This is a genomic window from Microcystis sp. (genome assembly GCF_048564745.1).
GTDB lineage: Bacteria > Cyanobacteriota > Cyanobacteriia > Cyanobacteriales > Microcystaceae > Microcystis > Microcystis ichthyoblabe_A.
This window is the reverse complement of sequence record NZ_JBLZRT010000167.1, coordinates 1-23,733: the sequence shown is the minus strand read 5'-3', so window position 1 is coordinate 23,733 and position 23,733 is coordinate 1. Positions and strand designations below refer to the sequence as shown.

The window sequence follows — 23,733 nt, the reverse complement described above, 5'->3', positions numbered from 1 at the left end:
GCTGAATAACCTGCTTTTCAGCCTGAAAATGGGAGCGAAAAATAGATTCAGACATTTGTTTCTCCTCATGCTCTCCCTAAATTTAATTTAGTCAAAGACTAATATTCTCAATGACATTCTTTTCCCCTTGTTGAATCACCTGTTTTTCTGCTGTAAACGTTCCACCAAATTTAGGTTGAGAACCTGCTAATTCATTTGTCTTCAGCACTTGGTTTAATTTCTCTGCCAACTCCTTGATTTCATCTCGGTCATTAGGCTCTAATGTCTTTAATTGCTTTTCAAAAGGTTTCTCATAAGTTTCAGTATCTTCTTCATAATCTTTTAGTGCTTCCTGTGCTTTAGTATTCTCGGCAAATTTCTTCTTAATCAACGCTTTTAAACTCTCATAAGCATCCTTAACGGCTGTTCCTGCCGTATCCTTAGCAGCAGCCGTCGCACCAGCAGCCAACGCAGCGAGAATTAGAGAAATCGGTTCCATTGCCTGAGACTCCAAATTAGATATTGCTAACTCAATCTTACATCAAATCAGTTTTTAATAGTAAGCCAAATCGCAATCAGCTAGAGAACTGGAATTTCACGGCCAAGCCACTAAGCCTTAAAAGTATTGCTAAGTAGGTAGGCGTTAAAAATTATCAGATACCCTCCTTATTAAGGGGGGACTAAGGGGGGATCGAACCTAAAATCGATTTTTAATTTAATTATAACCAGCTACTTATGCAAAAATCTTAGCCGAAAAAGCCAAACTACGGTTTTCCCTGTGGATGGGGTTTATCAGTTATGAGATTTGAGTTTTCAATTCACTGTTTACTGAACAATGAAAAAAGCCCCCTGATTATCGCCGATGATACCAACGGGTAAATAACTTTTCTAACTCCACCCAAACGAATAACAAGGTACTAAATCCCAAACAGATTAATAATTCTTCTTTAGTTAAAAATTGAGTACCGAAAAAATCCCGCAGGGCAGGAACATAGATTAACATCAGTTGAAAAATTGTCGTCAGGGTTACTGCTACCCAGAGATAGGGATTAGTCAAAGGATTCATTTCTATGGTAAGATGATCGCTCGATCGCACGGAAATGGCATGACCCATCTGAGCTAAACAGAGAGTAGTAAAAACCATAGTTTTCCATGAACCAGTATTACCAAAAAGCGGATCCAAGCGCACAGCGATCAACATTTGAGTGATATTAATAATCGAAAAAATAATCCCAATTCTCACAATATAACTGCCCAAACCGCGAGCAAAAATACTTTCTTGGGGACTAAAAGGAGGGCGACGCATAATATTAGGAGAAGCGGGTTCCACAGCCAAAGCTAAAGCAGGTAAACCATCGGTAACTAAATTCATCCAGAGAATTTGTAGGGGAGTGAGGGGAGTAGCTAAACCCAAAAGAGGCGAAGCGGCGATAGTAATCACTTCCCCGATATTACTGCCGAGAATATATTTAATAAAACTGCGAATATTGTTATAAACCACTCGCCCTTCTTCCGTGGCAGCGACGATGGTGGCAAAATTATCATCAAGGAGAATCATATCACTAGCCTCTTTGGTGACATCGGTGCCGGAGATTCCCATGGCAATGCCGATATCTGCTTGTTTCAGGGCTGGAGCATCATTCACCCCATCTCCGGTCATAGCAACAAATTTACCCTTTTTTTGCAAGGCGCGGACAATAGTTAATTTATGTTCGGGGGAGACACGGGCATAGATGTTAGTTTTGTCAATAATGTTTTCTAGCTGAATTGGTGATAATTTATCTAATTCTCGCCCTGAGATGACTAAAGCTCCCGCTTGGGCAATACCAAGACTTTTAGCCACCGCTAGAGCAGTTAATTGATGATCGCCGGTGATCATGATTGGACGGATTCCCGCTTCTCGACACCTAGCCACGGCGATTTGTACCTCTGGTCGCGGTGCGTCGATCATACCGACCATTCCTAACCAAATTAGCTTATCTTCGCTGATTTCAGTTGATTCTGGCGGATAAATTAGTGTTTTATAGGCTAATCCTAAGACTCGTAAACCCCTGTTAGCCATAGCATTGTTAGCGACTAAGACTTTTTCTTTTTCCCTATCCCCAAAAGGAAGACTTTCTAATCCCGATTGGTAGGAGAGACACTGTTCAAGGATTAATTCCGGGGAACCTTTGGTAAATAGTACGGGATTGACTCCTTGACAAATGACCGACATTCGCTTTCTTTGGGAAGAAAAGGGGATTTCAGCGATTCTAGGGAACTCTTGCTTGGTTAGGGATAAATTTAAGCCCGCTTTCGCCCCTAAAACTAATAAGGCTCCTTCCGTGGGATCGCCTAAAATGCTATCATGACCGTTATCGAGGTCTAAACTGGCATCGTTGCAGAGGATACTGGCAATTAAAAGATGATGTAATTCTAGATCGGTTTTGGGATCGATCGCCCGTTGCTTGGAGTCTAAAAATTGTCCTTTTGGGCTATATCCTTCTCCAGTCACCGAAAAATTGCGATTAATTGTCTCTATCTCCCGCACGGTCATTTTATTTTCCGTTAGCGTCCCAGTTTTGTCGGAACAGATCACATTAACGGAACCAAGGGTTTCTACTGCCGGCAGTTTGCGAATCAAGGCCTGACGTTTGACCATGCGTTGGGTACCTAGGGCGAGAGTTAGGGTGATAACTGCGGGTAATCCTTCGGGAACGACGGCTACTGCCATACTAAGGGAAACTTCGACTAATTCCTCTAGGGCCGACCAACCGGCATTGATCAGGCCGATGGTAATAGTCAGGGCAACTAGAATGAGAGAACCAGCAACAAGGACATTACCCAAGTGAGTCATTCTTTTTTGGAGAGGAGTGGGTTCATTGCCGACTGTTGCTAACATTTGAGCGATTTTGCCTAATTCCGTTGTCATCCCCGTATTGGTAACGATGATCTTGGCCCGGCCTTGCAGTACCTCTGTTCCAGTAAAGACAAAATTTAAGCGATCGCCAAGGGGAGTATCCCTGTCTAAGGGGTCAATGGAGGCGGATTTATTAACACTATTTGCCTCTCCTGTCAAGGCCGATTCGCGAATTTGCAGGTTAAAAGCTTCGATAATTTGGCCGTCGGCGCTGATTTGGGTTCCCGCTTCAATCAGCATGATGTCCCCGGGGACGAGATTAACCGCGTCTATTTCCCCGCGTTGACCCTCGCGAATAACATTAACTTGGGGAGAGGAAAGTTTTTTTAAAGCGGCCAGAGCTTTTTCGGCGCGACTTTCTTGCAGATAGCCGAGGATGCCATTGAGGATGACAATTGTTAAGATAGCGATCGTATCTTTGAAGGGAACACCAATTTTAGCCAGATGACCGCGCTGCAATTCCAGTAAATCCAGTCCTCCGGAAATTATGGCCACGGCAATTAAGAGGAGGAGCATAATATTGGTAAACTGATCTAGGAGAATTTGCCAATTACTGCGCCCTGGACGTTCTTTTAGTTCATTTTTGCCATAATATTTAATTCTTTGGGCGATTTGCTCCCTATTGAGGCCATTAACAGCCGAACTACCGAGGATAGATAGGGTGGTTTCCACCGGATAGGTATGCCAAGGTTGTTGCAAGTTAAGGCTAGAATGGGCAGAATAGTCGGCATTAGCGGCCATGGCAAGTGAAGATAGTTGATCTAAATAGATCTTAGCCGTTTCTTTCCCTGGTAACAGGAAAAAACAAATGTTTAAACTGGCTCTTCCTGCTCATAGACAGTCTTAACGAGTAATGTAGATAAGTAGCTGGTTATAATTAAATTGAAGATAGATCCCCCCTGCCCCCCTTGATAAGGGGGGTGCCGATCCCCCCTTAATCCCCCCTTAATAAGGGTGGTGTCTGAAAGTTTTTAACATCTACCTACTTAGTCAACAGCTTAGTAGGGCAAAGTAAACCAAAATTGTGAACCTTTTTCGTCATTATTCATAATGCCAATTTCCCCTCCGTGAGCATGGATAATTTGACGACATAGATATAAACCTAGTCCTAAACTAATCTGATTATTATTATTGCCTCGTTGATAGCGATCAAATAATTGTTTTCTCTGGGTTTCGCTAATTCCCACCCCATTATCGGCAATGCTACACCGGAGACAATTACCCTCTAGTCTAGCCGAGAAAGTGATAATTATACCTTGGGGATTGTGTTTAAGAGCATTGGCTAATAAATTCTCAAAAACTCGCCAGAGATGGTGAGCGTCGGCATTAACTAAGGGTAAATCGGGGGAAAAATTATTAATTAAAGTTGCTTGATTTTCCTTTAATCTTAACTCCCATTCCTGACCGATCTGTTGACCGATTTCGTAGAGAGATAAAGGATTTAGTTCTAGGGAAACTCCCCAAAGATCATTTTGTCGGGTTTCGACAAGAGAATCAATTAAAGTTAATTGTCGATCGCAACTGTTGGCCATCTGTTGTAAAATCTTCCGGGATACTTCTTTAGTTTCTCCCTGAGAATTTTTAATTAAATTATTTAAGATCATTGACATCCCGATCACGGGATTGCGGAGATCGTGAGAGACAGCATGAAGATAAATTTCTAAAGTTTCCTCAGTTTTTTGACGTTCTTTAATTTCGTTTTGTAGTTGTTTTTTTTGACGAGAAATAGTTAATTGATTTTCAATGCGGGCCATCACTTCTTCCCCTTGAAAAGGTTTAGAAATATAATCGACACCTCCCACTTGAAAAGCTTTGACTTTATCGAAGACATCATCAAGGGCGCTGATAAAAATCACGGGAATTTCTCTGGTTTTTTCATCAGCTTTTAACTGTTCACAAACTTGATAACCATTGAGATCGGGCATATTAATATCGAGGAGGATCAGATCGGGAATTAGCGATCGCACTGTATTCAGGGCCATCTGTCCATTAATCGCTTTCCGTACCTGATATCCCTTCTCGGTGAGCATAATCGACAATAGCCGCACATTATTGGGCAAATCATCGACAATTAAGACACTAGGGCGCGGTGTGAGTTGAGTCATGCCGGTTATTTTATAACTCAAACTATTTAGTAAAAGTGTATAAAAAAACAGACGCGACACTCGCATCCGTTACAAAATTAACTATATTTTGAGGACAAGAACATCTAAGGATTTTCACCACCCACAGCGATGCCTGTACCATAAATCTGAGCATTTGTCAAGTTAATTCTCTCCATTGATGCACCCGTCACATCAGCATCATAAATCATGGCACTGGTGAAATTGACTCCATTGAGATTAGCTTGATTCAAACTGGCATTAGTCAGAAAAGCTGCGGTTAAATTTGCGCCTTCTAGGTTAGCATCGGTCAAATCTGCGCCCTCTAAGTTAGCTTCCTCCAGATTAGCTCCCTGTAAATTCGCTTTTCTCAAATCGGCACCGATTAGATGCGCCCCTCTTAAATCTGCACCCCGGAGATCACAGCCCGGACATTCCCGCGTATTCAGTAATTGTTGCACCTGTTGGGGATTTTCCGCACCGACGGGGTTAATCAGCAGTAAGGAGGCTAGGGAACCTAGAACAATCATTAAAGTCCTTTTCATCGTTTTAGCCTCCTCTTTCGTTTTCCTCTCTACTTTTAGGATAGGAAAAAAGCTGCTAACCAACTTCCCCCGATCGGGCTAATTCTCCTGTTATCTCACTTTTGCTTGCTTTTGCTAGTCGATCTCTCCTTTCATTACCGTTGCGATCGCTGCTCGGGCATTTTCCTTAAATTCCTTGACATCGACGCGACTTAATAACCAAACTGCCAGAATCATTCCCAATGCTTGCACGAGGAAAACTAAGCCATAAGCTAAAACCGGGCTAGAAAAGATAACTTTACCGATATTTAAAATCGTACCGCCTAAAACCGTGGCTAATCCCCGGGCGATCGCTTGTGATAATCCCCAAGCGCCGATAAAAGTTCCCGCAGTTTCGGCGGCGGTTAAATCTAACATTAAACTGGTAGCGCCAGCGGTAATCATTCCCGAAGCTAAACCGAAAAAGAGCAAGCTTGATTTTAATAAACTTTGGTCAGCAGAAAAGCCGGCAAAAATCAAGAGAATAAAACAAATTGTTGCAAAAATACAGCCATATTTAGTGGTTTTTTGTTTACCGATGCGGGGAATTAGCATAAATCCCGTGGCGGCAATACCAAAAAGGGTTCCAGTTCCCCAAAAAGCGTTTAATTGGGTGGTTTGGGCGATACACATCCCAAAAACCTCGCCGCCAAAGGGTTCCATAATTGCATCCTGCATAAATAGACTCAAAGTCATCATCAGCAGAAAGGTGAAAAATAAACCGGTTTGCCGACTAGCGGTGAGAACTTGTAGGGCATCTTTAAAGGTAATTTGATCCTCTCTTTGCACAAGAGTGGACCGACTACTAAAACGAGAATATTTTTTTTCTACGCCAAAAGTCGCTAAAATACAGAGAACGAAAACGATAGCGGGCATAATCGTGAACACGGGGTTAATTGTCGCCTGTAGTTGCGGAATATTGGCTATGGGGGCTGATTGAGTCGGATCATAGGTCAAAATATTTGTACCGCAGATATTGGGAGTATCCAGCAAACGAGAACTAACGATCGCCCCGACGACAATTCCCACCATCAGCATTGACCAAACTATAGCAACTAATTGCGATCGATTATCTTCATCGGACACATCCACCAAGAGGGCAGCAAAAGGGGTGGAACTGGCGCTTAAAGCTAGTCCGTAGAGGGCGAAAATTAAGGCTAAGAGGGCAATCCAGGCGTAGGAAATGGTATTCCATCCCGAAGTTTGAATACTAAGTCCCAATTGCCAAACTACCTGCAAAGCAATAAAAGCTAAAGCGGTAAAAACTGCCGCCCCAATCCAGACATAACCGCTGCGATGATGACCGAAAATAGTTTTACCGTCGGATCTTTGCCCAAACCAGATGCGTGCTGGACTAACAAACTGGTGCATAGCGATCGCAGCTGCGGCGAGAAAGGGTAAAACTTTTAACTCATCGATCATAATCCGATTGAGAACCCCCAAAGTCAGCAGGGACATAATACCTAGTCCCATCTGAAAGAGTCCTAAGCGAAACATGGTGAAAAGCCCCAGTTTTGGCAGGGGTTTTGGGGATGAGTGAGTAGAATGGAGAATATCGCTGGTAGCCATAGTTAAATCAATACGGGAAAAAAGCCAGTATTTAAAAATTTAACGCAGGACGAGCAGACATCTTCTGGGGATTTAAGTTTCTATCTCCGATAACCAAGTGGTCAGATCTGTCAAGCTGGTAAAATCGAGCAGCGCTTCTCCTAAAGTTTCTAATTGTTCTAGAGATAGTTCTTGGATTTGTTGGCTTAAAGTCGAGGATATTTCACCTAAACGACGGTTAAGTAGCCGTAGAATCAAAGAAACCGCTTCTTCTCGTCTTCCTTGTGCTTTTCCACTTTCCCGGATATCCTGATAAATAACTGATTCGCGCATAATTTCTTCCCTTAATAAGCTTCCGATGATTTCCTTACTTAATACTAACCCCGCCAGAATTGCTGTAGCGGCGGCTAAATTGCTTTTTTCAGTTCTACCCCCGATATTATCAATTTTTGCGGCTACTTGTCGTAGAATTTCCTATTGTATTATCCATTTTCTGAATTTATCCATATCATTATTGACTACTGCTTCAAATGCCACGTTAGCATCAATTATCATCCTTGTAAAATAAGTATTTATCGGCTGTATTTCAGTATCACTCTCGGTTGCAAATAAATGTTTTCTGATTTCTAAAATAAGTCTTAAGCTGTATTCCTTATTTCTTTTTGAATAATCTTCTAAAAGCTTACTTTTTGTGTTACTACTATGAACTAGCATATTTCTAATGCGATAGATATTATACACATCATTTTTGACATCGATTATTGCTTGTTTTATTTTATTCAAGCAAGTTGTGTGATCAATTTGACTATTTTTCTGCCCAAAATCATCAAAAAACTTGGATTTAATGGTAACAATAGCGAGCAATAATTGTAGGACTGAAATATTGTCCGCATTGTACCATTCTCCAAAAACAGATTTATCAAATTCCTTTTCCTTCGGAAGCCTCACAGTAATTTTTTCCGATTTATTGATAAAATGCTCAAGGGAATACCAAGAATATAGAAGCGCGTCGGAACTTTGTACTGACTCAACAGATTTACGATATAGTTCAATGGCAGTTAACCATGTTTCAACGCTTTTATTAAGTGAGTTTTTAGAAGAAAGCCAAGGACCAATTCTGTCAGTATAAATATTATTAGGAATATCAAATTCTTCATTCGATATATAAGAATGCTCAAAAAAAGCACCCTCACCTAGATCGTCACAGATAATGTAATTATTTATTTGTATTTCGTTGTTATTTGTCTTTTTCATGAGAGTATCCTTTCGGAAAAAGACAGACACAGCCCTCTCTACTGTTCTTATCGCTTGATCCTTCATTGAATAAAAATCATTTCCTTCGATGTCAACAGCAACATAATAAATACTCTCGGACATCACTTCAAATTCCTGTATTCTTTTTTCAAACTGAACAAGATCAGAACTTTCATCTATGTATGTGTCGTCTCGAAAAATACTTTTTGTTATTTTTCCATGAATTTTCGGAATATAAAAATAAACGTTACCTATATTTAATGATTGATAATTGGCTAGAGCAAAATTAGAAAGTTTAAAAATAACCTTATACTTTTTAGGTGGTTCGACATAAATTTTTTTCATCAGAAAAATCCTATCTTTAAGCCCCAAAGAGTCATAATATTGCTTGAGGGCAATTTTATAGTCTTCGTCTTCAGAATAAACTTCCTCGTTATATTTGGGTGATTCATATATGAGTGCACGGTATAAATACAATCGATATTTACTTGTACTTATAAGGTTCCAATGATCTTGAAACAAAGATAATTGTTTAGGTAATAAATTTTCTAGAGTTTTAACATGGTATCCTCGCTCAATAAACATTATTATAATAGTGTTAACGATAAATTTTAATTCCTCTCGATTCATTTCTTCTTTGAGGATTTCTGTAATAAGTAAATTAAGTAAACCTTCAAGACTTTCTACTGAAATTATCTCTCTTTGTATTATTTCAACAAAATATAATATGTCTTTTAATTCAAATTTTTTAGAATCTGATGCTGAATTTAAAGCTTCTAAAATAAATTTCAACTGAGTAGATATTGGTTTTGCCCATAAACTCTTAGCCGATGGCTCCCCAGCAGATTTTTTTGGGTCTTCTAAATATTGTTTAATCTGTGTAGTAAAATAATTTCTGGCAAATTGATTTTTTGAAAATTTTTCTCGATTTTCTAAAATTTCTTCTTCTAAATCTGTTATAATTAAAATCAGGTGTTTGTTGTAATCATTGTCTTTTAATTCTTTAATTGCCTTACAGCTGTCTGTCCATATATCTGTTACGTCAATGAGGTTTTGACGAATAAACTCTGGAATATCTTCGATTTTAGAATCGCAAGCATCGCAATTGTGATCCATTTCTATTCTCTCAGTGAACTATAAATATAGTATAGCAGTTATCCTGCTGGTTTTACCCTCGTCAATCCCGCTATCGAATATCTTACCAACGAATACGGGACTTTCTATCGAGTTGAGGGGGAATTAATCGGCAGTAATCAAGTTCACCTATCCGTGCTAGTGGCGCATCGCGTGCGCCCAAAATATAATATGGATATTTCGACCAAATTGAGATGCAGCCGTCGAGGTAGGTGTAGATAACAATAAAACTGAGCCTCAAGGAGACTCAGTTTCTAGTTTTTTAAGGACGGGAAATTAACGAATGTACTCTTTGAGGATACTATTACGGTTAGGGTGACGCAGTTTCCGCAGGGCCTTGGCTTCTATTTGACGAATGCGCTCGCGAGTAACGTTGAAAATCTGGCCGATTTCTTCGAGTGTTTTCATCCGGCCATCATCTAAACCGTAGCGTAGCCGCAGCACATCGCGTTCGCGAGGACTAAGGGTATCGAGGACATTTTCTAAATCCTCGCGTAATAGATTTTTAGAAACTTCATCTTCTGGGGTTTCCCCATCCGCTTCGATAAAGTCTCCTAAACGGGAATCTTCTTCTTTACCGATGGGAGTCTCTAGAGAAATCGGTAATTGGGCAGATTTGGCAATAAAACGCAGTTTTTCGATGGTCATCTCCATCTTGGTGGCGATTTCTTCCTCGGTGGGTTTGCGACGCATTTCCTGAGAAAGAATCTTGGTGGTTTTTTTGATCCGGGAGATGGTTTCGTAGAGGTGGACGGGAAGACGAATGGTGCGGGATTGATCAGCGATCGCCCGGGTGATGGCTTGACGAATCCACCAAGTGGCATAGGTGGAGAATTTATAACCCTTTTCGTGGTCGAATTTTTCGGCGGCGCGGATCAAACCGAGGGAACCTTCTTGAATTAAATCTTGAAAGGAAAGACCGCGATTCATGTATTTCTTGGCGATCGAAACCACTAAACGCAGGTTCGATTGTACCATTTTTTCCTTAGCGCGACGACCATGGTACAATCGACGCTTAAAGGCCGATAAGTATTCCTTTGATTTCGCCAGCCATTCTTCTACCATGGGAGCCGTTAGCTCCGTCTTACCTAAATAAGCCTTAATATCCGATAATTTCGGTTCTTTTTCCGATTTTTCGGCGATAATTTTTTCGATGCGCTCGAACAGGAAAACCTGTTTTCCCCATTCAGCATCGCTATAGAGGCAAAAATCTTCGCGAATGCGTTCTAATTTCAGTAGATCGGCGATTTTTCTCGCTAATTCGATCTCCTCCTCCGCTCTCAATAACCGAATCCTGCCGATCTCTTGCAGATAAATCCGAATCGAATCTTCTGTATAGGGTTTTTTTCTAGCGGCGTCGCGACGACGAGCGCTGGCAAGGCGGCGGGTTTTTTTGCCATCGTTGCTATCGCTGACTTCTTCTAGCTCTAACTCGATATCCTCATCATCGAAGTCTTCGTCTAGGTCAATCAAATCTAAATCCAATGGCGGCTCGGTAAGGGTTAGTACATCGTGGGCCTGCATCATGCCGTTTTCCTCTTGCTCCTTCTGTGCAAAACTAGAAGATCGAATCTCAATCTAGGTGATACTGAACAAATTTGTGTCTCAAATCCGAGACGGGGAAAGACTTTTCCGATTGTAGCTTTAATTACAACAAATGGGAGAAGATCTTTGCTTAAATTCTCTTGTGTCGATGCGATTTTAGCGACACGGAATGCTGTTTTAGCTCGGTCAACTCATAATCTGGCTCCTGCAAAAATTGGGTAAATGGCTGGAGGACTGGCATCCGATCGCAGGTTTGTCTGCGGTGTTGACCAGATAGCTAACAATCAAAGGAATTATTGGACGGGTTAACTGTTCCCACTGGCAAGGGGAATAGCATCCCTATTGGCCCTTGCTAATTCCTTTAGTCCTTAGCTATTGTATTTAATTCGATCGGATTCTTACGGATAAATTTCATCCCTCATTGCTTTTACGCGAATCTGGTTTTGGTACATTCGCACCATGACCATTAGAGCGCAAACTCATAATATTAACTTAGCAACATTTTAGAAATTTGCGAGACAAATTTAAGATTTTCTCCAATAGCACCGTGGGGAGATGGGGTGTGGGGTGTGGGGTGTGGGGAAGTGGGGAAGTGGGGTGGTGGGGTAGTGGGGGAATTTCAACTAAAACCCTAACACCCTAAAACCCTATCTAGACTTGTAGCATTTCGGGGGTTTTTTCCTTCTGCTGCAGTGCGACATGGAGACGGTTTAAGGCACTGACGTAGGCGCGAGCGGAGGCGACAATAATATCGGTATCGGCTGCGCGAGCAGAATAGGTGCGTCCTTCGTAACGGAGACGGATAGTCACTTCTCCTAAAGCATCGATTCCCTCGGTAACTTCCCGCACCGAGAATGAGATTAATTCGTTAGGAATCTTCACCACTCGATCGATCGCCTTGCAGAGAGCATCCACTGGGCCTGTACCAATGGCCGCATCGGATAACTCGCTACCGTCGGGAGTGCGAATCGTTACCGTGGCCGTGGGTCTGGCACTATTTCCACAGGACACTTGTACTAATTCGAGACGGAAGTGATCGGGAACCGTATCGATTTCATCGTTAACAATAGCTTCTAGATCGCGATCGGTGATTTCCTTTTTGCGATCGGCCATTTCTTTAAACTGGATAAAAGCGTTATTAAGTTCCGTTTCCGAAAGCTCAAAACCCAATTCCTGTAAACGAGAGCGAAAAGCGTTGCGGCCAGAGAGTTTACCGAGAACGATCTGATTATGGGTCAAACCGATCGATTCTGCATCCATAATCTCATAGGTGAGTTTATGTTTTAACACCCCGTCCTGATGGATTCCCGACTCGTGTGCGAAAGCGTTAGCACCGACGATCGCCTTATTCGGTTGCACGATCATGCCGGTAAGATTAGAAACTAGGCGAGAAGTGCGATAGATTTCCTTGGTGTTGATCTTGGTTAAAGGTTCCGTGGACTCTGCTGGACGACCGAGGAAAGGATTAAAATAGGAGCGCCGCACATGAAGGGCCATCACCAATTCTTCTAGGGAAGCATTACCGGCACGCTCACCGATACCATTAATGGTACATTCCAACTGTCGAGCGCCATTTTTAACTGCTTCGAGGAAATTAGCCACCGCTAACCCTAGATCGTCGTGACCATGGACGGAGATAATCGCTTGGTCGATATTGGGGACATTTTCCTTAATACCACGGATTAAAGCCCCAAATTCGCTAGGGGTGGTGTAACCGACGGTATCGGGAATATTAACAGTGGTGGCTCCTGCGGCGATCGCTCTTTCGAGGACTTGATAGAGGAATTCGGGATCGCTGCGGCCGGCATCTTCGGGGGAAAATTCCACATCATTAAGGAAAGATTTAGCATAGGCCACCATTTCCGGCACAATCTCAAGAACTTCCTGACGAGTCTTCTTAAGTTTGTATTTGAGGTGGATATCAGATGTGGCTAGGAAGGTGTGAATTCTGGGCTTGGCGGCGGGTCTGAGCGCATCGGCTGCTGATTTGATATCTTTTTGAGTAGCCCGGGCTAATCCGCAAATAATCGGGCTATCAGCTTCGCTGCCGACGCTGGCGGCAATTTTCTGCACCGCATCAAAGTCCCCCGGACTAGCGTGGGGAAAACCTGCTTCAATGACATCAACTCCCAGTCGTGCCAGTGCGCGCGCTATGGTTAGCTTCTCATCCACATTTAAAGCGGCACCCGGGGACTGTTCCCCATCTCGAAGGGTGGTATCGAAGATAATCACACGATCTGGACTGGTATTCATAGTTTTTTTGTACCGTTAACGAACTGGGGAGTTGTTCCTCTGATTATAGCAGCTGAGGCCGAGGGGGTTGTTAAGGAAAATTGCGCTGAGAATTTCTCGACTTGCTCGCGCTTTTCCGGCTTGCCCTCTTTTTGGCTACCATAGAGGATATAGATAAATTGGCGAGGGAGTTAACAATGTTTGGCAAACCAGCGAAGGAACCGAACCCACCGGAGGTAAAAGACTTACAGGAGGTGATGTTTTCAATTAAGCAAAATCTCGAACCAGATCAGGATAAAACTGATATTAATCTTGTTGAGACTCCTACTCCAGAGGTGGTTACTGTAGTTGAAAATATTAGTAAAATTCTCTCTCCCTATTTTATCGTTTTGGTGGGTTTATTTCTCTATGATCGGAATAGTTTTATCGGTTTTTTATTAGTTTTTACGGGAGTTCTAGCGATTTTTGGAGTTTCTCTCAAGGATATTAATAAACTCATTGAAGAAGGGAAAAAGTTTTTCCAATCTAAGTAGTTTTATCCTCTAGATATAGCAATTATCTTAATGGTGAGGTAGCAAGTCTCCACTGTTAGGAAACGACTAGAAGGGTGCTTTTTTGAGTGTTCAGTCAGTAAACAGTGAACTGATAACTGAAAACTCACATCTGATAACTGATAACTGATAACTGATATAAGATTATGTCTTTAGTTGCATCTTTACTCGATCGAGTATCTCCTCAGAGTTTACAACAATTGCGAGCCAGTGATCGAGCTTGGCAAGCTTTGCGCTTAGAAAATCCGGTTATTCCTACGGTAATTAATCAAAGTCAAGAATCTTTAGGAGAGACGGATTTTGATCTAGTGATTGCGGGGGGAACCTTGGGAATTTTCATCGGGGCTGCTTTGCAAACTAGGGGCTGGCGTGTGGCATTATTAGAAAGAGGTATTCTGCGCGGTCGTGAGCAGGAGTGGAATATTTCACGTTTAGAATTAAGCAGTTTTTTAGAGTTAGATTTATTGACCGAAGCACAATTAAATCAAGCGATAGCGACGGAATATAATCCTGCTAGGGTGGGATTTTATCAAGGTTATGAGCTTTGGGTCAGAGATATTTTAAATATCGGTGTTGATCCGGTTTATTTGCTAGAGACTTTAAAAACTAAGTTTTTAGAAGCGGGAGGAAAGTTATTAGAAAATTCCGGGTTTAGCGGGGGGATTATTCATCCTGACGGGGTAATGGTTAAAACGGGAGAAATGACTTTAAAAACCCGTTTATTAATCGATGCCATGGGTCATTTTTCGCCAATTGCAAAACAGGCCAGAAAAGGAGAAAAACCCGATGGAGTTTGTTTAGTGGTGGGTAGTTGCGGTCAGGGTTTTCCCAGTAATGAAACTGGTGATTTGATTTATTCTTTTACCCCAATCTTGCACCAATGTCAATACTTTTGGGAAGCATTTCCCGCTAGGGATGGTCGGACAACTTATTTATTTACCTATCTTGATACCCATCCCGATCGCTTTAGTTTAGAATTTTTGATGGAGGAGTATTTAAGATTACTGCCGGAGTATCAAAAGGTGGATTTAGAAGCGGTAAAGTTTCAGCGTTTTCTAGCGGGTTTTTTCCCTGCCTATCGTCAAAGTCCTTTAAAAATGCCTTGGTCAAGAATTCTAGCAGTGGGAGATAGTAGTGGTAGTCAATCTCCGGTCAGTTTTGGTGGTTTTGGGGCAATGGTTAGGCATTTAAAAAGGCTAACTTTTGCCATTGAGGAAGCTTTACAAATCGATGCTTTAAGTCGAGACGATTTAGCTCTTTTACAACCTTATCAACCAAATATATCGGTAACGTGGCTATTTCAAAAAACTATGAGTGTTGCCATGTCTGCTAACCCTAATCCCAGTCAAATTAATGACTTAATGAGTGGAGTTTTTCGGGTAATGGATAAGTTGGGAGATGAGGTATTAAAACCATTTTTACAGGATGTGGTGCAGTTTTCTTCCCTCTCAAAAACTTTGCCTTTGGTTAATCCTCAATTAGTTTTACCGATGATTCCGCAAGTGGGTATCAGTCCTTTTATCGATTGGACAGGACATTATTTTAATTTAGCTTTGTATAGTGGTTTATATCCCTTAGCAACCAGCTTAAAACCTGTTTTAGAAAAGTTACCCGACAAGCAAAAATATCTTTATCATCGTTATTTAGACAGTTGGAAATATGGCTCTGGGGGAGATTTTATCAGTAATCAGTGATCAGTGATCAGTAAACAGTGAACTGATTACTGATAAGGTGCATCTCTTATTGGTGACATTCTCTCACATATTGGTGAGCAGCAGAAGTTATTCCAAGAGGGCGAATGCAATTCGCCCCTACAATAATATTATCGCGTCAATGGTAGGGGCGCACTGCGTGCGCCCAAATGTAATATAGATATTTCTACAAAATTGAGATGCACCCCATCTGATAACTGATAACTGATAACTGATAACTGATTTAATCTTTATCTTGAAAAAATTGTTGATCGAGATAATTAACTTTAGCATAGGGTTCTAAAGCGGAGAGAATTTGTCGGCCATAACTGCGAGCATTGACACGATTATCAAGAACAGCCACACAACCCTGACACTCCCGGAGAGACTGAACAGATTTCTGAATTTCCCTCACTGCTGTGGGTAAAAGATAGGCACGAAACCAGTCGAGATGTTGTCGTTTATAGTAAGCAATTTTGCCAGCAACAAGAGGATTTTCGGGGGAAGGTAAGGGTAAAGTAGCGATAATTAATAAACTGGGAGTCGGAAATTTTTCTTGATGGGTTTGCCAGAATTGCCAACCACAAACCAGAATAGTATTACTATTAATCCCAGTTTTTTCCACTTGTACTCGCGAACCGTAATCGGCTGCGATTTGGGTGGCAATTTGTGCTTTGAGGGGAACATCTTCAATCAGAATTACTATCGGTTGTTCACTGGTATGATTAGCACTAACTAATTCCCGCACTTGCTTTAATAACATCGGTTGAAATTCGGGGGTATTGGGGGCGCTGATGCGATCGGGCAGATATAAATGAATATATGCACTTTCGCGATCGGCTGCAAACTTTAGAGTTAAAATTTCTCCGATACCTTGATTTTGACGGTATAAATTAGCGGATTTTTCGCTATCTAAAAAACTGCCGATTAAAACAAAGGGTTGCTGCTGCCAAATCGGTTTGAGAAAACTAGCCACCTCTAAAGGACTGATTTTTAGGGTAAATTCTTCTCGCTCTCGATCTACTGATGTCCAGAGGAGATAATTATGCTCGGGGATTTTTGCCGCTAAAAGTTGCCAAACAGAATCAGTGGTTAAGTCTTGATGTAAGCGTTGCAGGAGAGCAATTATATATTCTTTTTCCTTGGCATCAATAAGATAGCAATTATAGGGATTAATGGGATGACCAAGAATACTTTGGCTAAGTTGTGCTTTAATTAAGTCTATAAACTCTCTATGCTGGGGATATGCTGACCCTAAAGCAGACCATTGTTCGGGAGTAATGGTGACGGTGAGATGATCGACTAGACAAGTTTCTAAATCTTCGGCTCGATCGATTATAGTGGCGATATTCTGGGGAAAATGACCGAGATTGCCCAATTTATCCTCTAACCATTGTTGGGGTGTGGTGAGGAGTAAACCGGTAAAATTAGCCGGAAAGCGATCGCTTTTGAGGATATCTCGCTGAGTTTGTAACCATGCTTGCAGATGGGGGATTTCCACTTCTAACAGTAGGTTTACTTCCGACTCTGGGGCAACAATCAGAACAGGTGTATTACCCAAAAGAGCCGGGGTGAGATAACTGAGACAATAACGGGTGAGAGTAGTTCCAGTTTGTATGAGAGAGGACCGTTTTAAGCGTAAAGCTCTAGCCACCAGTCGCCCCATAGTGAGATGATGAGACCAGTAAAAGCGTCCTTGTTCGCGTAAAAAAGCGCGTAGGGAAGAATGAACCGCTGCTTCTAATAAAACCATCTCATCTCAGTTATTGGTTATCAGTGGGAAGGGAGAGGTTTACAAGTGATCTTTCATCAGTCAAACCCACCCCCGCGAGTTTACTGTGGATACTTTAAGTTTATGGTGTCCCATCTGCTTTTTACTTGCGACTTGGTGTGAGATGATCTAGAAATGTCTATTTTATGAGAAGGATAAAGAAAAGTAATGGCAGAAATTCAGTTTTCCCGGGGGTTAAAAGAACCAGTTGTTCCCGATATCCGCTTAAGTCGCACTAAAACGGGAGAGAAGGGATCGGCAAAATTTTATTTTGATCAACCGACTATCCTCGGAGATCAACAAACCGAGGAAATCACGGGGATGTATCTCGTCGATGAAGAAGGAGAAATCGTCACCAGGGAAGTAAAAGGCAAATTCATCAACGGTAAACCCACGGCGATCGAAGCTACGGTTATTTTTAATTCTCCCGCAGAGTGGGATCGTTTTATGCGTTTTATGGAACGTTACGGTAGCGAAAACGGTCTAGAATTTACTAAATCTTCCTGATTTTACCCTTAGCTTCTGGCAATTTGTCAAAAAACCCGCATTCAGGATCGATGCGGGTAGAAGTGAAAAATCAGAGGAAAAACCTATTTAACTCCCAACAATTCCACATCGAAAAGTAAAGTCGCGTTGGGAGGAATTACCCCACCGGCACCCCGCGCACCATAACCTAATTCTGGGGGGATAATTAAGGTACGCTGCCCACCGACTTTCATCGATGCGACTCCTTCATCCCATCCTTTGATCACTTGACCAACTCCAATGGTAAAGGTAAAAGGTTGATTGCGATCCTTAGAACTATCGAATTTTTTGCCGTCTGTCAGGGTTCCCGTGTAGTGAACAGTCACTTTTTGACCTTTTTGGGGAGTTTCTCCAGTTCCTTCCACGATATCGATGTATTTTAGTCCCGAATCGGTGGTAACTGCTTGATCTAAATCCATGGAGATGATTTCCTTATTAATAGTTTGAGTGATAGGGGGTGGATTGGTTTCTGCGGCGATCGCATTGGCTTTTTCCCCTCCACCAAAGAGGGAAGCAACGATTAAAAATAAGCCACAAACCGCAATGATAGCAAAACTGAGCAAGATTTCGCGCATTGATTTCATAGTTCCCTAACGCCAGAGTTTATTCTCTAAGTCTCTCACCTGTCGTTCTAATCTATCAATCCTTCCCCGCAGTTCGTCCATTTCCGATTGTCGGGGAACCCCTAAATCCTGCAAAATCTGGCGAATATAGCGTTCTAAGTTGTTCTCGAAGCTCCCCTGTTCAGACTTCATCTGTGTCATCAGATCATCAACAAAGTTTTTAGCCTGATCAGAATTGATTTTACCGTCTTTGACTAATTCGTCGCTCACTTCTTTGATCTTTTCTGCCACCATGGAAGTAGTGCCAATACCCATCAGCAGCAATTGTTTAATCCAGTCGCTATTATCCATTGTTTTCACACTTTTCAAGGAGACGGGGATAAAAATATCCCTATTCCATTATGGACTTTTGCGGCGGTAACGGCAGAGCGATCGAGCAGATAACCCGCCAAGGCTATCCCCGTGGAACTACCCCCATCTAGGTTTAAACCGTCTGTTGCCGCCATTAACAGCAAAATTCGGGCTAATTCGCCTAAAGTTGCCCCCCTTCCCCCGACGCGATTATGGATAGCCACTAGCAAAATTTTTCCTTCTCGGCTGACTGCGATCGCACTGCGGGAAGCTTGTTGATTTTGGAATGCAGGACTAAATTTTTCGGCATTTCCATCCAAAACTATGCGTCCATTCTGCAATAATAGGGGACCTGCACCTAAAATCTGGGGATAATCAGCAAAATCTCCCGGTAGGGTGACGCTATCGAGGTTGACTGTCTCACCAATATTTAAATTAATATCTGTCTTTCGGCAGATGACTAAATAGCCATTTTCTGGTACTTCTATACTATCCTGTGGGGAAAGATTATTTAATTTCTCCGTCACGCGATCGCCTTGGACGACTAACCCGGTTTCCCGCTCGGTGAGGGGATAATAATTACTCCCCCAATCGCGAGTATAACGACTGCAGCCGGCTGTCAGGAAAGCACTATTTAAATGGGTTAGGGGAAAACGTTGTCCGGTGGCAGTAATGAGAGTTTCCTCTAAACTCAGGCGATCGATCCTGATTTTACCACGATTATCCCATGCGATCGCTCCTCGGTTTAAAATTGGTCCAGATAACCATTTGCCATCCACACGAATTGCCCCCAAAGGTAGCTGATTATTACGATTAAAAAAGCCGCCATTAATCATCGCTACTGCGTTACTTTCGCTATTAATCGTGATCAGGGGATTAGTGCCGCGCATTGAGGTGGAATTAGCGGTAATTGGTTTAATAGTTATCTGAGGATTTCTGGGATCGATTTCTAACCAAGTCACGGGAAACCAATCTTGATCTAACTGGATATATTTTTGATTCCAGATTAACCCTGGTTGCCAAACAATGCGCTTTTCATCCATAGCATCGGGACGAGAATCAATGATAATTCGGGGAGGATTAGCCACGCTGCTGATCTGTAATCCGTAGGCAGTGGGAAGGTTAATTTTTAAACGACTGATCACCCCATTATTTTCTAAGGAAGTGATCTGAGTGGGTAAGTTATTATTAGAGTTACCTAGATCATCTTCATCGTTATTTTGATTACCGTTGCTGATAGTTTGGGGTTGAAACCTAGAGATAAGGGATTGCTGGGCATTTCCTTCTAGGGTAATCACTGCTTGATTTTTTGCCTGACTAACTTGCCAAAAGGTCGGGCGATCGAGTTGAATAATAATCCTTTGTACTGCTCCATAATTTTCTAGCTGAATATCTTGAATCTGGGCAGCAGGAAAGTTAATAGTTAAACTATCGCCATTAATAGTGGTTGTTGCCCCCATTTTTAGTAAAATATCCGTAACATCCAGCCAGCGATCGGAATCGATTAAATTAGCCGATAAAGTTTGTAAATTAAACCAGCTTATCGGTTGCTTTTTTGGATCATTTGTGCTAAGAAAATCCATGCCGAATAATTGTCTTGCTCCCGTGTCACCCATGGCGATTCTGGTACTATTTGCTGTTGTCCACTGTCGCCAAGAAACGGGCAAAGAACGACCATTAAGAATAATTGTTCGTCCCTGTTGCTGGTTTGATAAATCCCTAGAAGCTAAAGTTATTGGTGATCTGTGATCGGCTAAAGATATAGCTGGACTGCCGATAATTATCAAGGAAATTACCGTTAAACAGATAGATGATAAAGTCAGGTAATTTAACTGCATAATTATCCCCCTAAATCCCCTTGGTTAAGATGATAAAGAGCAATGATTTTTTCCGTGACTTCTGTAATAGTGAGATGATCGGTATTAACTTCGATCGCATCTGTGGCTTTTCGCAGGGGTGCTAGGGAGCGATTACTATCCAAATAATCCCTTTTTTCAATCTCTTGGGTTAATTCTGCGAGACTAATACCTCCATTTCCCTGCGCTTCTAAGTCTTTTAATCTCCTTCTCGCTCTTTCTTCGGATGTCGCTGTCAAGAAAATCTTTAATTCCGCTTCTGGGAAAACATTAGTACCAATATCCCGACCTTCCACAACTATTCCCCCCGACATTCCCATCTGTCTTTGCAGGGTGACTAACTGTTGTCTCACCGCTTTTTGAGCGGCAATTCTGGACACTTGCGAGGTAATTGCGGGAGAGCGAATCTCTAAAGTCACATCCTGCCCGTTAATCTTCACTATAGTCACATTTTCGGGACTATCGGCCGGGATTATTTCTATCTTCGCTAAAGATAATAACTCGGCGATGGCCGCTTCTGCGGACAAATCCAGACCGGAATTCACCACTAACCATGTCACCGCGCGATACATCGCACCGGTATCGAGATAGGTTAACCCCAATTTTTCCGCTACTAAGCGCGTTACCGTCGATTTTCCTGCTCCAGCAGGTCCATCAATAGCGATAACTGCCCGACGTTGACGCAAGATAATATTATCAATTAAACGGGTTTGACCGATCAATCCGGCGATCGCTAATAGTCCCCCTGTCTCGATCTGCTCGATCGGTTGTAAACTCTGGGGATGGACTAAATCCAGATACTGAGGGCGAAATTCTGGCACTCTGTCGAGATTTTTTTGGACAATAGCCAGCAGTTTTTCCCTTTGTCTTTCCCCTAAACGAAAACTTTCGAGGGCTAATTGCAAACTTTGGGCGATAATTGTCGCTTTTTCCCTTTCTGTGGCCGATAGATACTGATTGCGAGAACTAACTGCTAATCCCGATGTTTCTCGCACTGTAGCACAAGCGCGAATCTCGATCGCTAAATTTAAATCCCTGACTAATTGCCGGATAATCGCTAACTGTTGGGCATCCTTTTCGCCAAAATAGGCGATCGTCGGTGCAATAATATTAAACAACCGCGTGACAATTGTGGCTACTCCCTGAAAATGTCCCGGACGAAAAGCACCACATAACCCGCTAGTCAGAGAAATCGGGGGAACAACTGCGGTTATCTCCTCAGAATCACCAATTCCTAAAGTTTCCGCACTGGGAGCAAAAATAGCAGCAACTCCCAAAGATTCACACAATTGGCGATCGCTGTCAAGGCTGCGGGGATAGCGAGAAAAATCCTCTGTGGGGCCAAATTGTAGAGGATTAACAAAAATACTGACCACAGTTACCTCCGCTTCCGTCACTGCGCGTCGAATTAGACTAGCATGACCTTTATGGAGAGCGCCCATGGTTGGCACGAGGGCAATACTGCGATCATGGCGATAATCAGCCAAAAAAGTGCGTAAACCGGGGATTGTTGTGAATATTTGCACAGGGTTCACTCCTTTAATAGCCTATTCCACTACTATTCGCCAGGGGATGCTGCCCGATGATCGATTCGGCTGCTTCCGGGGAATCGGCTTTAAATAATAACATCCCATCGCCTCTTTCTGTCCAATAACTCGTTTTTGTCTCCTGTCCTGTCTCGGTTAACCGCTGCATATATGCTTGTTTGACAAACCGGGGCATAATTTTTTTCAGGACAATGACTGGTGAGCAGCCCGAAAATTATATAGATTAATGGCAAAAAAGACTTGACAAAATCCCTCGATTTGACCTATACTTTCTAGTATAATGGGAATCCGTGCCAAAATATATATAAGCCTTTTTAGTCTAGACTATTTAAAAAAACTTTCTGCAATTACAACCCCAAAAAAAACTTGAAACAATATCAATTAATACACTTGATCGGTGAATCGAATAGGGAACCTTCGAGCGAGTCGAGGGCGAATTAATCAGCAGTAATCAAGTTCGCCTATCCGTCGTCACGATTTGGCTAAAACGAAACCTAGATCATCAATTTCAATTTATCACCCTCAAACCCCGAAAGGAAAAATAAACCATGGCGCAACTATACGAAGAAGTGACCCTAGCCCGCGACGTTCCCGAATACAATCTTAAGCAGGGTGATTCGGCGATTCTTGTTGATATAGTTGCCCATCCGAAGGGGGGTGAGGAAGGATATGTTTTAGAACTATTCAACGAAGTAGAAGAATCGGTTAACGTCGTCATTGTCCCGAAATCGGCGATTCAAGAAGAGGAAAAAGAAGGTTCTTCGTTACTTGGTATGGTTCGATATAGGGGCATAAATTGACTAAATCCTGATCTGGCAAGAGACTTAATTGATTAGTTTGTTCTAGAGCGAAAACAATTGACAAAAATCGCAGCAATGTCTGTCTCTATCGGGGTTTCATTCCTTATAACCCCCTCTATTGCATAACACAAATAGATTAATGCTAAAAAAGACTTGACAAAATCCCTCGATTTGACCTATACTTTCTAGTATAATGGGAATCCGTGCCGAAATATATATAAGCCTTTTTACTTCCGCTATAAGTTTGTCCGAGAAGCAATCGAGAAAACCATAAACGGGTCATTGGAGGAGCCTTATGCCAGAATCTAGATCTGAGATTATTTCAGTTAAAGTTAAAGAAAATGTCACCATGTTAGTGGAAGCGAGAAGTTTCGGTGGTGAACGGGAAGTATCCGATCAAATATTTGACTTTCAAAGTGTGGCTGATACAATTGAGGCAGTTACTGAATCGATCGCTGCTACGATAAGTAAAGTGAAACCCAAAAAGGCCACCGTAGAATTTGGGGTAGAAGTCAGGGTAAAATCCGGTAAACTAACCGCTTTAATTGTGGAAGGTGAAGGAAAGGGAAATTTAAAAATTACTCTGGAATGGGGAGGATAAATTGATTAAATGCTTACCCCGGAATCTCTACCTCCGTACACTGTCAGGTTAAAGTTAATCTATGGGTCAGGAACAGGCTTTTTTGGTTCTTCCGAACTTACCATGTAAAATCAACTAGCAAAATGCCAATTTAATAAACATCTAAGACTAAAGTTTTTAAAGTTTCTAAATCCATAGCCTCTCCTTTTAATCACCTTCAGTTTATTATTAATTCCTTCCAC

20 protein-coding genes and 1 pseudogene are annotated in these 23,733 nt (G+C 42.1%); 5 read left to right on the top strand and 16 right to left on the bottom strand.

Annotation, left to right across the window (positions count from 1 at the left end; all coding sequences use genetic code 11):
- Positions 1 to 91: 91 nt before the first annotated feature.
- The 9 genes and pseudogenes from ACOCD9_RS18060 to ACOCD9_RS18020 all read right to left on the bottom strand — a co-directional run bounded on the left by ACOCD9_RS18060 (position 92) and on the right by ACOCD9_RS18020 (position 13,277).
- Entirely contained in the window at positions 92 to 478 is a 387-nt protein-coding gene (locus ACOCD9_RS18060) for a hypothetical protein (protein WP_123230387.1), read from the bottom strand.
- Between the two features lie 354 nt (positions 479 to 832).
- Positions 833 to 3,619: a cation-translocating P-type ATPase gene (locus ACOCD9_RS18055; RefSeq protein ID WP_419548112.1), complete on the bottom strand. Its 2,787-nt coding sequence runs from the start codon at positions 3,617 to 3,619 to the stop codon at positions 833 to 835.
- Between the two features lie 257 nt (positions 3,620 to 3,876).
- Positions 3,877 to 4,983: a response regulator gene (locus ACOCD9_RS18050; RefSeq protein ID WP_419548111.1), complete on the bottom strand. Its 1,107-nt coding sequence runs from the start codon at positions 4,981 to 4,983 to the stop codon at positions 3,877 to 3,879.
- Positions 4,984 to 5,087: 104 nt separating this feature from the next.
- Entirely contained in the window at positions 5,088 to 5,525 is a 438-nt protein-coding gene (locus ACOCD9_RS18045; protein WP_287702912.1) for a pentapeptide repeat-containing protein, read from the bottom strand.
- A 114-nt stretch (positions 5,526 to 5,639) separates the two neighbouring features.
- Complete coding sequence (locus ACOCD9_RS18040) at positions 5,640 to 7,112, bottom strand: BCD family MFS transporter (protein ID WP_419548110.1); 1,473 nt, start codon at positions 7,110 to 7,112, stop codon at positions 5,640 to 5,642.
- Positions 7,113 to 7,184: 72 nt separating this feature from the next.
- A pseudogene (locus ACOCD9_RS18035) lies at positions 7,185 to 7,565 on the bottom strand (DUF4351 domain-containing protein); the annotation flags it as partial.
- Complete coding sequence (locus tag ACOCD9_RS18030) at positions 7,566 to 9,461, bottom strand: hypothetical protein (RefSeq protein WP_419548109.1); 1,896 nt, start codon at positions 9,459 to 9,461, stop codon at positions 7,566 to 7,568.
- A 294-nt stretch (positions 9,462 to 9,755) separates the two neighbouring features.
- Positions 9,756 to 11,006, bottom strand: coding sequence for an RNA polymerase sigma factor RpoD (gene rpoD, locus ACOCD9_RS18025; RefSeq protein WP_287702904.1), 1,251 nt, complete (start codon positions 11,004 to 11,006; stop codon positions 9,756 to 9,758).
- Between the two features lie 669 nt (positions 11,007 to 11,675).
- Positions 11,676 to 13,277: a 2-isopropylmalate synthase gene (locus tag ACOCD9_RS18020; RefSeq protein WP_419548108.1), complete on the bottom strand. Its 1,602-nt coding sequence runs from the start codon at positions 13,275 to 13,277 to the stop codon at positions 11,676 to 11,678.
- Positions 13,278 to 13,453: 176 nt separating this feature from the next.
- On the opposite strand from ACOCD9_RS18020, the gene ACOCD9_RS18015 reads away from it, so the two are divergent.
- Positions 13,454 to 13,789: a hypothetical protein gene (locus tag ACOCD9_RS18015; RefSeq protein WP_002738082.1), complete on the top strand. Its 336-nt coding sequence runs from the start codon at positions 13,454 to 13,456 to the stop codon at positions 13,787 to 13,789.
- Between the two features lie 164 nt (positions 13,790 to 13,953).
- Positions 13,954 to 15,501, top strand: coding sequence for an FAD-dependent oxidoreductase (locus ACOCD9_RS18010; protein WP_419548107.1), 1,548 nt, complete (start codon positions 13,954 to 13,956; stop codon positions 15,499 to 15,501).
- Positions 15,502 to 15,742: 241 nt separating this feature from the next.
- Here ACOCD9_RS18010 and ACOCD9_RS18005 read toward each other — a convergent pair whose 3' ends face one another.
- Entirely contained in the window at positions 15,743 to 17,251 is a 1,509-nt protein-coding gene (locus ACOCD9_RS18005) for a helicase C-terminal domain-containing protein (RefSeq protein ID WP_419548106.1), read from the bottom strand.
- Positions 17,252 to 17,437: 186 nt separating this feature from the next.
- On the opposite strand from ACOCD9_RS18005, the gene psb28 reads away from it, so the two are divergent.
- Complete coding sequence (gene psb28, locus ACOCD9_RS18000; protein ID WP_002755988.1) at positions 17,438 to 17,776, top strand: photosystem II reaction center protein Psb28; 339 nt, start codon at positions 17,438 to 17,440, stop codon at positions 17,774 to 17,776.
- A gap of 83 nt (positions 17,777 to 17,859) precedes the next feature.
- Here the strand turns inward: psb28 and ACOCD9_RS17995 are convergent, their stop codons facing one another.
- Genes ACOCD9_RS17995 through ACOCD9_RS17975 form a run of 5 tightly spaced genes read right to left on the bottom strand, consistent with a single transcriptional unit; the run spans position 17,860 to position 22,286 of the window.
- Positions 17,860 to 18,378, bottom strand: coding sequence for an FKBP-type peptidyl-prolyl cis-trans isomerase (locus ACOCD9_RS17995; RefSeq protein WP_287702894.1), 519 nt, complete (start codon positions 18,376 to 18,378; stop codon positions 17,860 to 17,862).
- A gap of 6 nt (positions 18,379 to 18,384) precedes the next feature.
- Positions 18,385 to 18,708: a phasin family protein gene (locus ACOCD9_RS17990; RefSeq protein WP_002746237.1), complete on the bottom strand. Its 324-nt coding sequence runs from the start codon at positions 18,706 to 18,708 to the stop codon at positions 18,385 to 18,387.
- Between the two features lie 14 nt (positions 18,709 to 18,722).
- Positions 18,723 to 20,546 carry a phosphodiester glycosidase family protein gene (locus tag ACOCD9_RS17985; RefSeq protein ID WP_419548105.1) on the bottom strand — a complete coding sequence of 608 codons (1,824 nt, stop codon included), beginning with the start codon at positions 20,544 to 20,546 and terminating at the stop codon, positions 18,723 to 18,725.
- A 2-nt stretch (positions 20,547 to 20,548) separates the two neighbouring features.
- Positions 20,549 to 22,090, bottom strand: a complete 1,542-nt coding sequence (locus tag ACOCD9_RS17980; protein ID WP_419548104.1) for a bifunctional pantoate--beta-alanine ligase/(d)CMP kinase — start codon at positions 22,088 to 22,090, stop codon at positions 20,549 to 20,551.
- A gap of 13 nt (positions 22,091 to 22,103) precedes the next feature.
- Entirely contained in the window at positions 22,104 to 22,286 is a 183-nt protein-coding gene (locus tag ACOCD9_RS17975; RefSeq protein WP_185240850.1) for a hypothetical protein, read from the bottom strand.
- 373 nt (positions 22,287 to 22,659) lie between these two features.
- Between ACOCD9_RS17975 and ACOCD9_RS17970 the strand changes: the two genes are divergently transcribed.
- Positions 22,660 to 22,911 (top strand): DUF4926 domain-containing protein, encoded by a 252-nt coding sequence (locus tag ACOCD9_RS17970; RefSeq protein ID WP_002755998.1) that lies wholly within the window; start codon positions 22,660 to 22,662, stop codon positions 22,909 to 22,911.
- 295 nt (positions 22,912 to 23,206) lie between these two features.
- The gene (locus ACOCD9_RS17965; RefSeq protein ID WP_110578471.1) at positions 23,207 to 23,512 is read left to right on the top strand and encodes a CU044_2847 family protein; all 306 of its coding nucleotides are present in this window, start codon (positions 23,207 to 23,209) and stop codon (positions 23,510 to 23,512) included.
- 110 nt (positions 23,513 to 23,622) lie between these two features.
- Here ACOCD9_RS17965 and ACOCD9_RS17960 read toward each other — a convergent pair.
- The coding region (locus ACOCD9_RS17960) for a transposase (RefSeq protein WP_036400142.1) at positions 23,623 to 23,733 on the bottom strand (111 nt) is incomplete at its 5' end.

What these genes read in the sequence shown, in the direction of transcription:
- ACOCD9_RS18060 (WP_123230387.1), bottom strand. Translation starts at nt 478, where the DNA reads ATGGAACCGATTTCTCTAATTCTCGCTGCGTTGGCTGCTGGTGCGACG.
- ACOCD9_RS18055 (WP_419548112.1), bottom strand. Translation starts at nt 3,619, where the DNA reads ATGGCCGCTAATGCCGACTATTCTGCCCATTCTAGCCTTAACTTGCAA.
- ACOCD9_RS18050 (WP_419548111.1), bottom strand. Translation starts at nt 4,983, where the DNA reads ATGACTCAACTCACACCGCGCCCTAGTGTCTTAATTGTCGATGATTTG.
- ACOCD9_RS18045 (WP_287702912.1), bottom strand. Translation starts at nt 5,525, where the DNA reads ATGAAAAGGACTTTAATGATTGTTCTAGGTTCCCTAGCCTCCTTACTG.
- ACOCD9_RS18040 (WP_419548110.1), bottom strand. Translation starts at nt 7,112, where the DNA reads ATGGCTACCAGCGATATTCTCCATTCTACTCACTCATCCCCAAAACCC.
- ACOCD9_RS18030 (WP_419548109.1), bottom strand. Translation starts at nt 9,461, where the DNA reads ATGGATCACAATTGCGATGCTTGCGATTCTAAAATCGAAGATATTCCA.
- rpoD (WP_287702904.1), bottom strand. Translation starts at nt 11,006, where the DNA reads ATGATGCAGGCCCACGATGTACTAACCCTTACCGAGCCGCCATTGGAT.
- ACOCD9_RS18020 (WP_419548108.1), bottom strand. Translation starts at nt 13,277, where the DNA reads ATGAATACCAGTCCAGATCGTGTGATTATCTTCGATACCACCCTTCGA.
- ACOCD9_RS18015 (WP_002738082.1), top strand. Translation starts at nt 13,454, where the DNA reads ATGTTTGGCAAACCAGCGAAGGAACCGAACCCACCGGAGGTAAAAGAC.
- ACOCD9_RS18010 (WP_419548107.1), top strand. Translation starts at nt 13,954, where the DNA reads ATGTCTTTAGTTGCATCTTTACTCGATCGAGTATCTCCTCAGAGTTTA.
- ACOCD9_RS18005 (WP_419548106.1), bottom strand. Translation starts at nt 17,251, where the DNA reads ATGGTTTTATTAGAAGCAGCGGTTCATTCTTCCCTACGCGCTTTTTTA.
- psb28 (WP_002755988.1), top strand. Translation starts at nt 17,438, where the DNA reads ATGGCAGAAATTCAGTTTTCCCGGGGGTTAAAAGAACCAGTTGTTCCC.
- ACOCD9_RS17995 (WP_287702894.1), bottom strand. Translation starts at nt 18,378, where the DNA reads ATGAAATCAATGCGCGAAATCTTGCTCAGTTTTGCTATCATTGCGGTT.
- ACOCD9_RS17990 (WP_002746237.1), bottom strand. Translation starts at nt 18,708, where the DNA reads ATGGATAATAGCGACTGGATTAAACAATTGCTGCTGATGGGTATTGGC.
- ACOCD9_RS17985 (WP_419548105.1), bottom strand. Translation starts at nt 20,546, where the DNA reads ATGCAGTTAAATTACCTGACTTTATCATCTATCTGTTTAACGGTAATT.
- ACOCD9_RS17975 (WP_185240850.1), bottom strand. Translation starts at nt 22,286, where the DNA reads ATGCCCCGGTTTGTCAAACAAGCATATATGCAGCGGTTAACCGAGACA.
- ACOCD9_RS17970 (WP_002755998.1), top strand. Translation starts at nt 22,660, where the DNA reads ATGGCGCAACTATACGAAGAAGTGACCCTAGCCCGCGACGTTCCCGAA.
- ACOCD9_RS17965 (WP_110578471.1), top strand. Translation starts at nt 23,207, where the DNA reads ATGCCAGAATCTAGATCTGAGATTATTTCAGTTAAAGTTAAAGAAAAT.